The organism is Arthrobacter sp. NPDC056691 (assembly GCF_042791415.1).
Lineage (GTDB): Bacteria > Actinomycetota > Actinomycetes > Actinomycetales > Micrococcaceae > Arthrobacter.
In genome coordinates, this window is sequence record NZ_JBHTXX010000002.1 from 1 (window position 1) to 13,189 (window position 13,189).

Annotated in this window: 12 protein-coding genes; 5 read left to right on the plus strand and 7 right to left on the minus strand. The window is 68.0% G+C overall.

Annotated features, from left to right (window positions below; translation table 11 throughout):
- Nucleotides 1-32: 32 nt before the first annotated feature.
- The 5 genes from ACFRAU_RS01965 to ACFRAU_RS01985 all read right to left on the minus strand — a co-directional run bounded on the left by ACFRAU_RS01965 (nt 33) and on the right by ACFRAU_RS01985 (nt 5,303).
- Complete coding sequence (locus tag ACFRAU_RS01965; RefSeq protein WP_377998585.1) at nt 33-1,925, minus strand: S8 family serine peptidase; 1,893 nt, start codon at nt 1,923-1,925, stop codon at nt 33-35.
- Between the two features lie 141 nt (nt 1,926-2,066).
- Nucleotides 2,067-3,083, minus strand: a complete 1,017-nt coding sequence (locus tag ACFRAU_RS01970; RefSeq protein WP_377997682.1) for a magnesium and cobalt transport protein CorA — start codon at nt 3,081-3,083, stop codon at nt 2,067-2,069.
- A gap of 158 nt (nt 3,084-3,241) precedes the next feature.
- Nucleotides 3,242-3,640: a cupin domain-containing protein gene (locus tag ACFRAU_RS01975; protein ID WP_377997683.1), complete on the minus strand. Its 399-nt coding sequence runs from the start codon at nt 3,638-3,640 to the stop codon at nt 3,242-3,244.
- 224 nt (nt 3,641-3,864) lie between these two features.
- Nucleotides 3,865-4,596 carry a glutamine amidotransferase gene (locus tag ACFRAU_RS01980; RefSeq protein WP_377998586.1) on the minus strand — a complete coding sequence of 244 codons (732 nt, stop codon included), beginning with the start codon at nt 4,594-4,596 and terminating at the stop codon, nt 3,865-3,867.
- A gap of 5 nt (nt 4,597-4,601) precedes the next feature.
- Nucleotides 4,602-5,303: a FadR/GntR family transcriptional regulator gene (locus ACFRAU_RS01985; RefSeq protein WP_377997685.1), complete on the minus strand. Its 702-nt coding sequence runs from the start codon at nt 5,301-5,303 to the stop codon at nt 4,602-4,604.
- 128 nt (nt 5,304-5,431) lie between these two features.
- On the opposite strand from ACFRAU_RS01985, the gene ACFRAU_RS01990 reads away from it, so the two are divergent.
- From ACFRAU_RS01990 to ACFRAU_RS02000, 3 genes are read left to right on the plus strand one after another with little or no spacing between them, the layout of a single operon-like run.
- On the plus strand, nt 5,432-6,820 hold the full coding sequence (locus ACFRAU_RS01990) for an SLC13 family permease (protein ID WP_377998587.1): 1,389 nt from the start codon (nt 5,432-5,434) through the stop codon (nt 6,818-6,820).
- A gap of 53 nt (nt 6,821-6,873) precedes the next feature.
- Complete coding sequence (locus tag ACFRAU_RS01995) at nt 6,874-8,112, plus strand: CaiB/BaiF CoA transferase family protein (RefSeq protein ID WP_377998588.1); 1,239 nt, start codon at nt 6,874-6,876, stop codon at nt 8,110-8,112.
- A gap of 2 nt (nt 8,113-8,114) precedes the next feature.
- On the plus strand, nt 8,115-9,656 hold the full coding sequence (locus ACFRAU_RS02000) for a carboxyl transferase domain-containing protein (RefSeq protein WP_377998589.1): 1,542 nt from the start codon (nt 8,115-8,117) through the stop codon (nt 9,654-9,656).
- 119 nt (nt 9,657-9,775) lie between these two features.
- On the opposite strand, the gene ACFRAU_RS02005 is transcribed toward ACFRAU_RS02000, so the two are convergent.
- Nucleotides 9,776-10,387 (minus strand): NADPH-dependent FMN reductase, encoded by a 612-nt coding sequence (locus tag ACFRAU_RS02005; protein WP_377998590.1) that lies wholly within the window; start codon nt 10,385-10,387, stop codon nt 9,776-9,778.
- A gap of 232 nt (nt 10,388-10,619) precedes the next feature.
- Between ACFRAU_RS02005 and ACFRAU_RS02010 the strand changes: the two genes are divergently transcribed.
- Both ACFRAU_RS02010 and ACFRAU_RS02015 read left to right on the plus strand, forming a co-directional pair.
- Nucleotides 10,620-10,763, plus strand: a complete 144-nt coding sequence (locus ACFRAU_RS02010; protein ID WP_377997690.1) for a hypothetical protein — start codon at nt 10,620-10,622, stop codon at nt 10,761-10,763.
- Between the two features lie 89 nt (nt 10,764-10,852).
- Nucleotides 10,853-12,718 (plus strand): Na+/H+ antiporter, encoded by a 1,866-nt coding sequence (locus ACFRAU_RS02015; RefSeq protein WP_377998591.1) that lies wholly within the window; start codon nt 10,853-10,855, stop codon nt 12,716-12,718.
- On the opposite strand, the gene ACFRAU_RS02020 is transcribed toward ACFRAU_RS02015, so the two are convergent.
- A complete protein-coding gene (locus ACFRAU_RS02020; protein WP_377998837.1) occupies nt 12,694-13,101 on the minus strand; it encodes a hypothetical protein in 408 nt (135 codons plus the stop codon). The genes ACFRAU_RS02015 and ACFRAU_RS02020 overlap by 25 nt on opposite strands.
- Nucleotides 13,102-13,189: the final 88 nt, after the last annotated feature.

Here is a 13,189-nt window from a genome sequence, read left to right on the forward strand (position 1 = left end):
CTGTTGTAGTGGGGGTGAGGAGTTGCCGGAGCTCAGAGGGAACCGGTAGTGAACGTCCAGCGGGCGGACTTCAGCGGGTTGCCCGCCAGGTCGCGGACCGCGGCGGTTCCGCCGGTCACGCTGACCGTGTACGCGGTCCGCGCGGCCAGGGCCGCCGAGGGGTTCAGGATCCACTGGTTCGTGGTGGCGTTGCGGGAAACGGTGGCGGTCACCCTGGCGCCGGTGGCGGCGTTCTTCAGCGTGACGGTGCCGGTGGTCGCTCCCTGGATGGCCTCGCTGAAGGTCACCGCGATGTTGTTGGCGCGGCGTACCAGCGTGGCGCCCGGTCGTGGTGTCATGGCCGTGATGACGGGGGCCGGGCCGGTGGTGAACGTCCAGCTGCCCGTCACGAAGGGGGTGCCCGCGGCGTCGCGGACAGCGGCGGCTCCGCCGGTCAGCGTGGCCGTGTACTTGGCGTCGTTGGCAAGATTGGCCGCCGGGTTCAGCGTCGCGGTGTGCGTGCCGGCGTCGTAGCTGACGGCGGCGGGCACTGTTGCTCCCGAGGCGTTCCGGAGGACGAAGGTGGAACCGCTAACGCCCCGGACAGCGGTGCCGAACGTGGCGGTGACGTTGGCTGCCACGGCGACGGCGGAGGACTTGGCTGCCGGGCTGAGCGACGTCACGGCCGGCGCGGCCAGGACCACGGCGGCGGGGTTGGTGAACAGCAGGCGGTTGGGGGTTCCCGCGGTGGCTGCGGAGACGGCTCCGGGGGTGGCAGCGGAAAGCAGCTTCGCCGCCACGTCCGCAGGGAGCAGTCCCGGCGACCGGGACAGCAGCACGGCTGCGGCGCCGGCCACGTGCGGGGACGCCATCGACGTGCCGCTCATCAGGGCCGTGGCCGTGGCGGAGGCAGGGGAAGCTGACTTGATGCCGACGCCCGGCGCGTACAGGTCAACGCAGCTACCGTAGTTGGAGAAGGACGCCTGCTTGTCCGCGGAGTCGCTCGCGGCGACGGTCAGCGCGCCGGCAACGCGGGCCGGGGAGCTGTTGCAGGCATCGGCGGCGGAGTTACCGGCGGCGACTACCGCGGTCACGCCGTCGTTGATGATGCCCTGCACCGCGGCGTCCACCATGGCGCTGGCGGTGCTGCCGAGGCTCAGGTTGGCCACGGCCGGGGTTCCGGCCTGGTGGTTGGAAGCGACCCACTCCAGCCCGGCGATGACGTCCGAGTTGAAGCCCGATCCGTTGCAGTCCAGCACGCGGACGGGGATCACGGTGGCCGCCTTGGCCACGCCGTAGGTCTTTCCCGCGATGGTGCCGGCAACGTGCGTGCCGTGTCCGTTGCAGTCCCCGGTGCCCAGCCCGTCGGAAATTGCCGTCCACCCCTGCGCGACGCGGCCGCCAAACTCCGCGTGCGCAGACAGCACGCCGGAGTCAATTACGTAGGCGTTCACGCCGGCGCCGGAGGAGGGCGCGGTGTACGTCCCGGACAGCGGGAGGGCGCGCTGGTCGATGCGGTCCAGGCCCCAGGTTGCGGACTGCTGGGTATCGGCGGCCGTCACCGGGGCATCCAGTTCGACGGCCGCGACGCCCGCCGAGCGCTTCAGTTCCGCGGCCTGTCCCGGCGTCGCCGTCACCACGGCGCCGCGGATGGCCTTGGCGAAGGTGCGTCCGATGCCGATGTTCCGCGAGCGAAGGTTCCGCACGGCCGAGGAAACGTCGGTCCCGGCGGAGTAGCGCACGATGTAGCGCGCAGGAGCAGCCGCCTGGGTTTCCGCGGCGGCAGTGCCGGTGCCGGCAATGCCCGGCGAGACTCCTGCGAAGGCGGCGGCAAAGCCCGTCAGCAGCAGCGAGGCCAGGGCAGGACGGAGAACAGACGAAGCGCGAATTTTGGGGTTCCTTCGAAAGCTGGGGGCCGGCGGGGAAAGCCAGTGGAAGGCCTGCATCCAGTGTATTTTCCGCACCCCCGCGCCGGCCCGCAGCTGCACGGAAGCTTCGATAAAGCTTCGGCTGCTGCGGAAAAACCGGCGTAACCCTGCGCTTGCTTGCTCACGGGGCGCCGGCCGGCGAGTCCGTGCGGGGAAGGCCTAGATCCAGTTGTTGTGCTTGAAGGCGGCATACAGGGCTATGCCCATGCCGATCATCAGCCCTATCGCCATGGGATAGCCGAAGATCCAGTCGAGTTCAGGCATCGTATGGAAGTTCATCCCGTAAATGGTGCCGATGAGCGTCGGCGCGAAGAGAATGGCCGCCCAGGAAGAGATTCTCTTGACCTGCTCGCTCTGCGCGAAGCTGGACTCGGTGAGGCGGCGCATCTCGTCGTTCTGGCGCTGGGCCACGAGGGCTGCGTTGACCGCGAGCGCGTTCTGCAGCAGCGCCCGGAAGGACGCGATCCGGTCGTTGAGCCGCAGGACATGGTCCAGCACGTCGCGGAGGTGGTCCTGCAGCTCAGGGCCGGGGTGGTGGTCCGGCGCTCCGGTGATCAGGGCCTGCAGGATTCCGGCCAGCGGCCCCGTGGCGCGCTGCACGGTGATGACCTGGCGGGACAGTTCGTAGATGCGGCGGGACACCTCCGGGTCTGCGCCGAACAGCTCGTCCTCGATCTCGTCGATGTCGTTTTCCAGGCCTGCCGCGACCGGTTCGTACTCGTCCACCACCTGGTCCAGGATGGCGTAGAGCACGGCGTCGGGGCCGAGGGCCAGGAACTCCGGTTGGGATTCCATGCGGCGGCGGACCCGTGCCAGGTCCGGCGACTCCGCGCGGCGGACGGTGACCACGAAATCCGGCCCGGCAAAAACGTGGATCTCGCCGAACTCCACCTTTTCGACGTCGTCGAGGTACCGTGCCGGACGCAGGACCAGGAAGAGCGTTTCACCATAGTGCTCAAGCTTGGCGCGCTGGTGTCCGGTGAGCGCGTCCTCCACCGCCAGCGGGCTGAGGTCGAACTCGTCGGCCACCGACCGCAGCTCGTGGGGGTCCGGCCGGTAGAGCCCGATCCAAGCCATTCCCTCCCGCTGCCGCAGCAGGAAGTACGTCTCCTCCAGCCCGTCCGGATCCGCCGTCCGGCGTCCGGCCACGTACACGGCGTTATCAACAATGGCCATGGCAGCGACTCCTCAGGTGGACCGGCATCCCATGGCAGTGACGTTAGCCCTTCCAGACCGCCGTGCCAATACGGCGCCATGCCGATAGGACACCCCCACACGGAAAGCCGCCGGCGCAGGGCTGGCGGCTTGGATGCTGGCTCCCGTGTTCGCCCGCGTCAGATCCTGGCGTGGAGACCGCGGCTGACCGGACGCCCGAAGGAGGCCGCGCCGAGGAATTCAACGGCCACAAACGGTTCCGAGCCCACCACCCATTCATCGTGCCCGGGCGGAATCGCGTAAGTGTCATTGGCCCTGATCACAGAGCGGACCCCCTCGGGCGTTTCCACCTCTATGACGCCGGAGAGGCAGAATCCCAGGTGGTTGTGCTGGCAGAAGGGGGTCTGTTCCGTGGGTTTGGTGCATTCGGACCAGCGCCAGCCGGGGGCGAGGATCAGCCGGGCAACGGAGAAGTCGTTGACGCTGACCAGGTCCACCTCGGCTTTGTCCGGGCACCTCTTCTTGTCCGGGTCATCGAAGGACTTGACGGCAAGGGCGGTAATGAAATTGGCGGTCATGGACGGTACCTGCAGATTTGGTTGAGACCTGAAATTTGAAGGCGGCTTCGGGAGAAGCACCACGCTGGCGACGTGCGGGCTGCCGCCGAGGCGTGACAGTGCAGCAGCCGCATTCTTGTTGGTGCGGCTGCCCCCTCGCCGCACGCACACGCAACAGATCAAATGTTGACGTAGTTCAACGGTAGACCTCTGCGGGGCGAAGTCAATGGGAAAAGTTGCTGCGGTTATGTGCCGTAGATCTTCACGAAATTCCGCAGGATCTTCATCGGTTCGGTGGCGGTAAAGGTCCGGGCTTCCGCCATCAGCGCCTCGGCGGATTCGGGCGGGAAGTATCCGGCGTGGCGGTAGATGTCGATCCTGGTCACCAGCCCTTCGGCGTCAAGTTCCGGATGGAACTGCGTGGCGTACAGGTTCTGCTTGACCCGGAACATGTGCACGGGGCAGGCGGCGGAGCTCGCCAGCAGCACCGCGTGCGGCGGAAGCACCGTGCACCCTTCCTTGTGGCCCGTGAAGGCGGTGAACTGCGCCGGCATGCCGGCCAGAAGCGGATCCTGCAGGCCTTCCGGGCTCAGGCTGATGGTCACGCCGCCCAACTGCTCGCCGTACGTCCGGTCGATCACGGCGCCCTGGTGCAGGCCAAGGGTGCCGACCCCGTAGCAGGCGCCCAGGAACGGGAAGTCCTCCGCCACGATCCGGTCCAGCAGTGCAGAGAGTTCGCGCTCCACGCGGTGCTGGGCTTCGCTCTTCTTTTCGGGCGGGTCGCTCGAGGTGAACGGGCTGCCACCCACGATGATGCCGGAGTAGTCATGGAGGTCCAGCTCCGGCAGCGCAGCCCGCTCCATCCGGATCCGTGTCAGCTGGTGCGGTTCCAGCCCGCCAAAGCGAAGGTACGCCTCGTATTCGTCCTCCGCGGCCACGTCCTCGGCCCGCGATGCGAGCAGCAGAAACGGTTTCACAATGCCTACTTCAGCAGGGCGACGTCGGACACGAGGGTGATGTGGTCCAGCATGGCTGCCGCGGCGGCTTCCGGATCCTGGACCCGGATGGCGTCCGCGATCTTGCGGTGGGATGCCAGCGACTGCTCCGGCCGGCCGGGCTGCCCCAGCGACTCGAGCCGCGTCTCCAGGATCATCTCCGCAATGAAGGTCATCAGCTGTGCGAGCACACCGGAGTGCGCCGCGGCGGTGATGGCCTGGTGGAACAGTTCGTCGCCGTGGGCACCCTTGGCGCCGGCGGCCACCTCCTCCGCCATGACCTCCAGGGCCTTGTCGATGGCCCGCATGTCCTCGTCCGTCCGTCGCTCGGCAGCAAGCTCGGCCAGCTTGACCTCGAGCGTGCTGCGGGCCTCGACAATCTCGGGAAGGCGGCTGCGGTGCTCGCGCAGCCCCTTGAGCACGGAGGGAACGTTGGGCCGGTAGACGAGCACCGCCCCGGTCCCGTGCTGGACATCGATCACGCCCAGGACCTCCAGGGCCACCAGCGCCTGGGCAAGCGTGGCCCGGGAAACGCCCAGCCGCTCGGCCAGGTCCCGCTCGGCGGGAAGGGTGTCTCCAGGCCCCAGCTGCGCGGACTCGATGAAATCCATGAGCTGCTCCACGAGCTGTTCGTAGAGCCGGGGCCGGGCGACACGGGAAATCTGTTGCGTTGCTGTCTTCCTGGGCATGCGCGTCCTTCCGGCGATCTGGCTCCAGCTTAGCGGAGGAATATTGACAAAGTCACCTAGTGTCTAGGAGGCTAGGCCAGTGAGCTTGTAAGCCACATCACATCAACTCTCACCCCGGAGGCACAACGATGTCCGCTCCCGTCCTCTCCATCATCATCCTGGCGGTGATGTTCCTGCTGGCCACGGTCCTGCCCCTCAATATGGGCGCCCTGGCTTTCGTAGGCGCGTTCCTGCTGGGCTCGGTGGTGCTCGGAATGTCCACCAGCGATATTCTCGCCAACTTCCCCGGCGGCCTGTTCCTGACGATTGTCGGGGTCACCTATCTCTTCGCGATCGCCCAGAACAACGGAACCATCGACCTGCTGGTCCGCGGCGCGGTCCGAATGGTGGGCAGCAAGGTGGCGCTCATCCCCTGGGTCATGTTCGCCATCACGGCGGTCATCACGGCCGTCGGCGCCCTTTCCCCCGCCGCCGTCGCGATCATCGCGCCGATCGCCTTGAGCTTCGCCGCAAAGCACAAGATCAACCCGCTGATGATGGGCATGATGGTGATCCACGGGGCGCAGGCCGGTGGCTTCTCCCCGATCGCCGTCTACGGCGTCACGGTCAACGGGATCATCGCCAAGACGGATCTGGAAGCCAGCCCGATGGCGATCTTCCTCGCCAGCTTCATCTTCAACCTGGCCATCGCCGTGGTGCTCTTCATCGTCCTGGGCGGCAGTAAACTGCTCTCCACCAAGACCGGCCGGCTCGTTGAACAGGCCGCTGAGTCCAGGATGGCCGTCAGCGTCGGGGCCCGCGCCGCCGGTGCCACCCTGAGGGGCTCCGGCACCGACATCTCCTCCTCCGGTGTCGCAGCCAAAGGAACCTCCGGCTCCACTTCCGCCGCCAAGTCCGCCGAAGCCGGCAGCGCCCGCGCCACGGTTCCGCAGTTGGTCACCATCGCCGGCCTGATCGCCCTGGCCGTCATCTCGCTGGGCTTCAAGGTGGACGTCGGCTTCGTCTCCATCACCATCGCCATGGTCCTGGCCCTCGTTTCACCGGCCGCCCAGAAGGGCGCCATCAACAAGATCAGCTGGTCCACCGTCCTGCTCATCTGCGGCATGCTCACGTTCGTGGGCGTCCTCGAGGAAGCCGGCACCATCAAGTTCGTCTCCGACGGCGTCGCCCACCTCGGAATGCCGCTGCTCGCGGCCCTGCTGATCTGTTACATCGGCGCCATTGTGTCGGCCTTCGCTTCCTCCACGGCCATCCTGGCCGCGCTCATCCCGCTGGCCGTCCCGTTCCTGTCCAGCGGCGAAATAGGTGCCGTCGGCGTGATCGCCGCCTTGGCCGTCGCCGCCACCATCGTGGACGTCTCCCCGTTCTCGACCAATGGAGCCCTGGTACTCGCCAACGCCCCGGAGGACGTGGACAAGGACAAGTTCTACAAGCAGATCCTGGCCTACAGCGGCATCGTCGTCGTCGCCGGACCCGCCATCGCCTGGCTGGTCATGGTGCTCCCCGGCTGGATGTAGCCGTCCCGAACAGCACCACTCAGCCCCTCCAAGCAAGTGAAGGAACACCCAGCATGAGCCATGAATCCACGCCCCAGCCCGAAGGGCCCCTCGCCGGCTACCTTGTGGTGGACCTGAGCCGCGCACTGGCCGGGCCCCACGCCGGCATGATGCTCGCGGACCTCGGCGCACGGGTCATCAAGGTTGAGAACCCCGGCACCGGAGACGATACGCGCGGCTGGGGGCCGCCGTTCGTCGGTCCCGAGGACGATCCCCAGGCCACGTACTTCCTCTCCTGCAACCGCAACAAGGAATCCATCGCCCTGGACCTGAAGAGCGACGACGGGCGGACGGTGCTGCGTGAACTGCTCGAACGCGCCGACGTGGTCATCGAAAACTTCCGCCCCGGCGTGCTGGACCGGCTCGGCTTCTCCGCCGCGGAGATGCATTCGCTGAACCCGTCGCTGGTGGTCCTGTCCATCACCGGTTTCGGCCACGACGGCCCCGAATCACGCCGCAGCGGCTACGACCAGATCCTGCAGGGTGAGGCCGGCCTGATGTCCCTCACCGGCTCCAGCCCGGACGACCCCCAGCGGGTGGGTGTGCCCATCGCGGACCTGCTCTCGGGCATGTACGGGGCGTTCGGCACGCTGGCGGCGCTGCTGCAGCGCGAACGGACGGGCCAGGGGCAGATCGTGCGGACCTCGCTGCTCGCGGCGCTGATCGGTGTGCACGCGTTCCAGGGCACGCGCGCCACCGTTGCCGGCGAGGTGCCCCAGGCGCAGGGCAACCACCATCCGTCCATCGCGCCCTACGGCCTGTTCCACTGCCGGCAGGGCAGCGTGCAGATCAGCGTGGGCAGCGAGAAGTTGTGGCGCACGTTTGCGGCGGCGTTCGGCATTGACGCGGACCGTCCGGAGTTCGCGTCCAACGCAGAGCGGGTCCGGAACCGGGAAAAGGTCATCGAGGAGGTGGAGCGGGTGTTCGCCGGGTACGAGGCGGAGCCGCTGCTGGCCATGCTGAACGATGCCGGGATCCCCGCGGGCAAGGTCCGCACCCTGGATGAGGTCTACGAATGGGAACAGGTCCATTCGCAGGGCCTGGTGATCGACGTCGCCCACAAGATCCTCGGCAACGTCACCCTGCCGGGCCCGCCGCTGCGTTTCTTCAGCGCCGCGGACACCGCGGAAACCACGCTCAAGGCCCACACGGCTCCGCCGCTGCTGGACCAGGACGGCGAACAGATCCGGCAGTGGCTCGGCCTGGTTCCGGCCGCCGCCGCCGCTGCCGCCGCCTCCGGGGAAGGCCGCTGAGCATGGGGACCGGTCAGAATAAGGGCACAGGCCAGAAGGTCCGGCACCTTGATGCTGCCGAACTCATCGCCGCCGTGCTCGATCCCGGCTCGTACCACTCCTGGGACTCGCCCGTGGTGGACCCTGATCCCAGCCCGGAATACCGGCAGGAGTTGGCGGCGGCCCGGGAGAAAACCGGCGTGGACGAGTCCGTCCTCACCGGCGAAGGCCTCATCCGCGGCCGCCGGGTGGCCGTCATCGTCAGCGAATTCCGTTTCCTGGCCGGCTCCATCGGCCTCGCTGCAGCGGAACGGATCGTGAACGCCGTCGAACGCGCCACCCGGCAGGGGCTACCGCTCCTGTCCGGACCGGCGTCGGGCGGCACCCGCATGCAGGAGGGGACCATCGCGTTCCTCTCCATGGTGAAGATCAGCGCGGCCGTCCGGGCACACCGGCAGGCAGGCCTGCCCTACCTCGTCTACCTCCGGCACCCCACCACCGGCGGCGTCATGGCCTCCTGGGGTTCCCTCGGGCACATCACCGTGGCGGAGCCGGGCGCCCTCCTGGGGTTTCTGGGGCCCCGGGTCTACGAGGCGCTACACGGTTCCCCTTTTCCGGAGAACGTCCAGGTGGCCGAGAACCTCTTCGACAAGGGGCTCGTGGACGCGGTGGTCCCGCCGTGGCAGCTGTCCGACGTCGTGGACCGCGCCCTGGGCATTTTTGTGGCCGGCCCGCCTGCGCGGGTCCGCCCGCCGCGGACGCTGTCCGTGAAACCGTCCGACGCCGGCGCCTGGGAATCAATCGAAATCTCCCGGAATCCGCGGCGCCCGGACCTGCGGCAACTGCTCGCCTACGGTGCCCGCGATGTGCTTCCGCTCAACGGCACCGGCCAGGGCGAAAAGGACCCGGGGCTGCTGCTGGCGCTGGCCCGCTTCGGGCAGAAGTCCTGCGTGGTGATCGGGCACACCCGGCCCCGGCCCTCGCAGCAGACCGCCATGGGGCCCGCGTCGCTGCGCGAAGCCCGGCGCGGCATGCGGCTGGCCGAGGAGCTCGGGCTGCCTTTGGTAACGGTGATCGATACCGGCGGCGCGGCGCTATCCAAGGAAGCTGAAGAGGGCGGGCTGGCCGGCGAAATCGCCCGGTCGCTCCACGACCTCATCGGGCTCAACTCCCCCACCGTTTCCGTGCTCATGGGGCAGGGCACCGGCGGCGGCGCCCTGGCGCTGTTCCCGGCCGACCGCACGATTGCGGCGCAGCATGCCTGGCTGTCCCCGCTGCCGCCCGAGGGCGCGAGCGCCATCGTCCACCGCAGCACCGAGTTCGCCCCGGCCATGTCCCAGGCGCAGGGCGTCAACGTGGGCTCGCTGTACGCCCATGGCATGGTGGAGCACATCGTGGATGAACGGCCCGACGCGGCCTTGGAAGGCCGGGCCTTCTGCCAGCGCCTGGGTCAGGCCATCGAGTACGAGCTGGCCGCGCTCTGCTCCGCCGGGGTGGCCGAACTCCTCCCGCAGCGGCTCGATAAGTACCGCAACCTCGGTGGCCTGGTTCCGCTCCCCCTCTAGGACCATCCTCCCCGCTCCGCCCTTCCCTCACTTGCAGGAGTTTTTGTCCAGATAATGGGGCCTCGGGGCCGCCGTACGGCCATTATCTGGACAAAAACTCGGGAAGAACGGGGGGATGGTCAGCGGGAGAGCTTCTGGGTGTCGGGTTCCCGGTCACCGATGTGGCCGGGGGCGTTGGCCGCCAGGACCCGCTGGACGAAGGCGCCATACTCCTCCATGTAGTGGCGCAGGAAGGCCTCGGTGGATTCGTCGTTGACCTCGCCGTCAGTGCCGAACACGTCCGGGTTGAACTTCACGTAGGCCTCGGGGGCGTTAAGCTGCGGGGCGTCGAGGAAGCTCAGCACGGCGCGCATGGAGGACTGCATCACCGCTGTGCCGATGCTCCCGGGCGAAGCGCCGATGATGCCGGTGGGCTTGCGGGCGAACGAGTTGGTGCCCCAGGGACGCGATCCCCAGTCGATGGCATTCTTCAGGGCGCCGGGAATGGAGCGGTTGTATTCCGGGGAGACAAAGAGAATGCCGTCGGAGCCTTCGATGGCCTCCTTGAGGGCCCGGCCTTCAGGCGGGAAGTCGGCGTCGTAGTCGTAGCTGTAGAGGGGCAGGTCCTTAATGGGGATCTCGGTGAACTCGAGGTCCCCGGGGGCGAGCCTAATGAGGGCCTTGGAAAGGGTCCGGCTGATGGAGCCGCTGGCCAGGCTCCCGACGAAATAGCCGATCTTGTGCGTTGCCATGATGGTGTTCCTTCCCAACAACCGGCGCGAACCGGCTGGGCCGACGGTGCAAAGGGCAGTGCTGCGACGGACAGCCGCAGGGGCATTTCGGGTGCAACCCCAACAGTTCAGCACAGAACAAAATTCACGGCCAGAGCGCAGGGCCGGTTCTTGACAGGCTGAGTGGTGCGGTAGCTAGATGAACGTTAAGGGATGGCCACCAGCACAGAACCGCAACTAAGGAGCGGCAGTCATGAGCGAAAATCCGGAGATGCTGCAGCGCATCCACAGCGAAGCACCAGCCGAAGGCGATGAAACGGCGGACCCCACCGACATCCGCATGCATTCGCAGGATCCGGCGGAAGGTGTGGACGACGTCGGCGGAACTGCGCCGTAGCCTGCGTAGTCATGCCGCCCGACGGCGCCGCCCGCCGTTTGGCGGTCCGGGCCGGTCGGGCGGTCCGGGACAGTTGAGAGAATAGCCGCATGGACGTCGCCCTGGGGTTACTGGCGCTCGCCGCCGTGGTCTGTGCGGTCAGCGCGCTGGGCCGCAAGCTTGATGTGTCGGTCCCGCTGCTCCTGGTGCTCGCAGGGGTGGGCGGTTCCTTCCTCCCGTTCGTGCCCCGCGTCGATCTCAACCCTGAACTCGTCCTCGTCGGACTGCTGCCGCCGCTGCTGTACGCCGCCGCACTGCGGACATCGCTGTTCGACTTCCGCTCCAACCGGCGGGCCATCGGGCTGCTCTCGGTGGGCTACGTCATCTTCGGCACCGTCGTCGTCGGCCTGGTGGTCTGGTGGCTGTTCCCGGAGATACCGCTGGCTGCGGCCATCGCGCTCGCTGCCGTGGTGGCTCCGCCGGATGCGGTGGCCGCCACGGCGATTGCCCGCAAGGTGGGGATGCCGCGCCGGATCGTCAGCATCCTGGAGGGCGAGTCGCTGGTCAACGACGCAACCGCCCTGGTGTGCCTGCGCGCCGCCGTCGCCGCCCTCGCCGGAACTGTTTCTGTGCTGGAGATCGGCGCCGATTTCCTGCTGGCTGCCGGCGGCGGGCTGGTGGCGGGGCTCGCCGCAGCCTACGTCCTCACGCAGCTGCGCCGGCGGATCCGCAACGTTGCCATCAACACCTCGACGTCACTGATGGCACCCTTCGTGGCGTACCTGCCGGCGGAGGCGATCCATGCGTCGGGCGTTCTGGCAGTGGTGGTCACCGGCCTGATCATGGGCACCAAAGCACCTTCGATGCCCAACGGGGCCGCCCGGCAGAGTCAGCGGAGCAACTGGGAGACCGTGCAGTTCCTGCTGGAAAACTCGGTGTTCCTCCTCATCGGCCTGCAGGTGCGGGCCATTATCGAGGGCGTCCAGGACGACTCCCTGGGCGCCGCCAGGATCTGGGCCGGCTGCGCGGTGATCCTGCTGGCCGTGCTGCTGCTGCGGCCGGTGTGGGTCTTTCCGGCCACCTACCTGCCAAGGGTCATCCCGGCCGTGGCCCGGAACGACCCTTCGCCGCCCTGGCAGTACCCAGCCATCATCTCGTGGGCCGGCATGCGCGGCGTGGTCACGCTCGCCGCAGCCCTCACGCTACCCAAGGACCTGGAGCACCGCACCGTCCTGATCCTTGCGGCGATGGTGGTGGTGGGCGGCACCCTGGCGCTGCAGGGGTTCACGCTTCCCGCCCTGGTGCGGCTGCTGCGGGTGCAGGGCCCCGATCCGGGCGAGGACGCACTCTCCCAGGCCTCGCTGACGCAGCAGGCCACGGCGGCTGGAGTGGAGCGGCTGCACGAACTCCGGACCGACGATGACCCTCCGGAGGTGGTGGCCATGCTCAAGCGAAGGACGCTCGAGCGCGGCCTGGCAGCGTGGGAACGCCTGGGCAGGCCGACGGCGGAAGCCGCCACTCCCAGCCAGCGCTATGCCCAGCTGCGGCTGGCCATGCTCGAGGCCGAGCGGGCGAAGGTCCTCGAACTCAGGAGCGGCGGGAACTACGCCCACGAGGTGCTGAGCAGCGTCCTGGAGCGGCTCGACGTCGAAGAATCGATGCTGGACGCCGTCATCGAGGAGGCCGACGTTTCCGGATCCGGTGCCGTCGCCCGGCCGGGCGGCGCCTGCGAGCATCTGGAGTCGGCGCCCGATCCCGAGGTTCCCCGCGGTGCACGCTGTGACGCCTGCGTCCGCGAAGGCACGGTCACGGTCCACCTGCGGATGTGCCTTGAGTGCGGAAACGTGGCCTGCTGTGATTCCTCGTCCGCAACCCACGCTTCCAGGCATTACCAGGCCACTGGGCATCCGGTCATGCGCAGCATCGAACCGGGCGAGGACTGGCGGTGGTGCTACCTGGACGACCTGCTCGGGTAGCCCCGGCCGGCGGACAATTTCGCGTGGTCCCCCGATGCCACCGGTACGGCCGGCACCGGTTCACCCGCGATGTCCGACGCCGGGGTGAGGACCCAGCGTTCCCCGTCCTGTTCATAGCTGATCACCATGGGCGCGGAGGCAGTGCTTGCCGCGTCCACTGCCAGCAGCAGTGCCGCCTGCATGCGGCTGGCATGCCCGAACCGTGCGTTCGGGGTGCCCTCGAGGTCGCTGTTGTCGATAAGAATGTAGGCCTTGCCTTCGGCCACGGCCTTGATCGAATACCCGCGCTCCTCGTGGACCGATCCGCGGGATGCGGCAATCTCCGTAACCCTGTCGGCCCGCACCAGTCCATGATTGATCGTGCGGATCCACACGTCACCCATGGCGTCTCCTTTGCTGCCGTGCGGGCTGAAACTGCCTCTACATGCAAACGGTAGTCCGAGACAGCCCGGATGTAAGCCCCCCAAACGG

Excerpts from the sequence above, each read along its gene's own strand:
- ACFRAU_RS02020 (WP_377998837.1), bottom strand. The coding sequence starts at position 13,101 with ATGGGTGACGTGTGGATCCGCACGATCAATCATGGACTGGTGCGGGCC.
- ACFRAU_RS01990 (WP_377998587.1), top strand. The coding sequence starts at position 5,432 with ATGTCCGCTCCCGTCCTCTCCATCATCATCCTGGCGGTGATGTTCCTG.
- ACFRAU_RS02000 (WP_377998589.1), top strand. The coding sequence starts at position 8,115 with ATGGGGACCGGTCAGAATAAGGGCACAGGCCAGAAGGTCCGGCACCTT.
- ACFRAU_RS01985 (WP_377997685.1), bottom strand. The coding sequence starts at position 5,303 with ATGCCCAGGAAGACAGCAACGCAACAGATTTCCCGTGTCGCCCGGCCC.
- ACFRAU_RS01970 (WP_377997682.1), bottom strand. The coding sequence starts at position 3,083 with ATGGCCATTGTTGATAACGCCGTGTACGTGGCCGGACGCCGGACGGCG.
- ACFRAU_RS01995 (WP_377998588.1), top strand. The coding sequence starts at position 6,874 with ATGAGCCATGAATCCACGCCCCAGCCCGAAGGGCCCCTCGCCGGCTAC.
- ACFRAU_RS02015 (WP_377998591.1), top strand. The coding sequence starts at position 10,853 with ATGGACGTCGCCCTGGGGTTACTGGCGCTCGCCGCCGTGGTCTGTGCG.
- ACFRAU_RS01965 (WP_377998585.1), bottom strand. The coding sequence starts at position 1,925 with ATGCAGGCCTTCCACTGGCTTTCCCCGCCGGCCCCCAGCTTTCGAAGG.
- ACFRAU_RS02010 (WP_377997690.1), top strand. The coding sequence starts at position 10,620 with ATGAGCGAAAATCCGGAGATGCTGCAGCGCATCCACAGCGAAGCACCA.
- ACFRAU_RS02005 (WP_377998590.1), bottom strand. The coding sequence starts at position 10,387 with ATGGCAACGCACAAGATCGGCTATTTCGTCGGGAGCCTGGCCAGCGGC.
- ACFRAU_RS01975 (WP_377997683.1), bottom strand. The coding sequence starts at position 3,640 with ATGACCGCCAATTTCATTACCGCCCTTGCCGTCAAGTCCTTCGATGAC.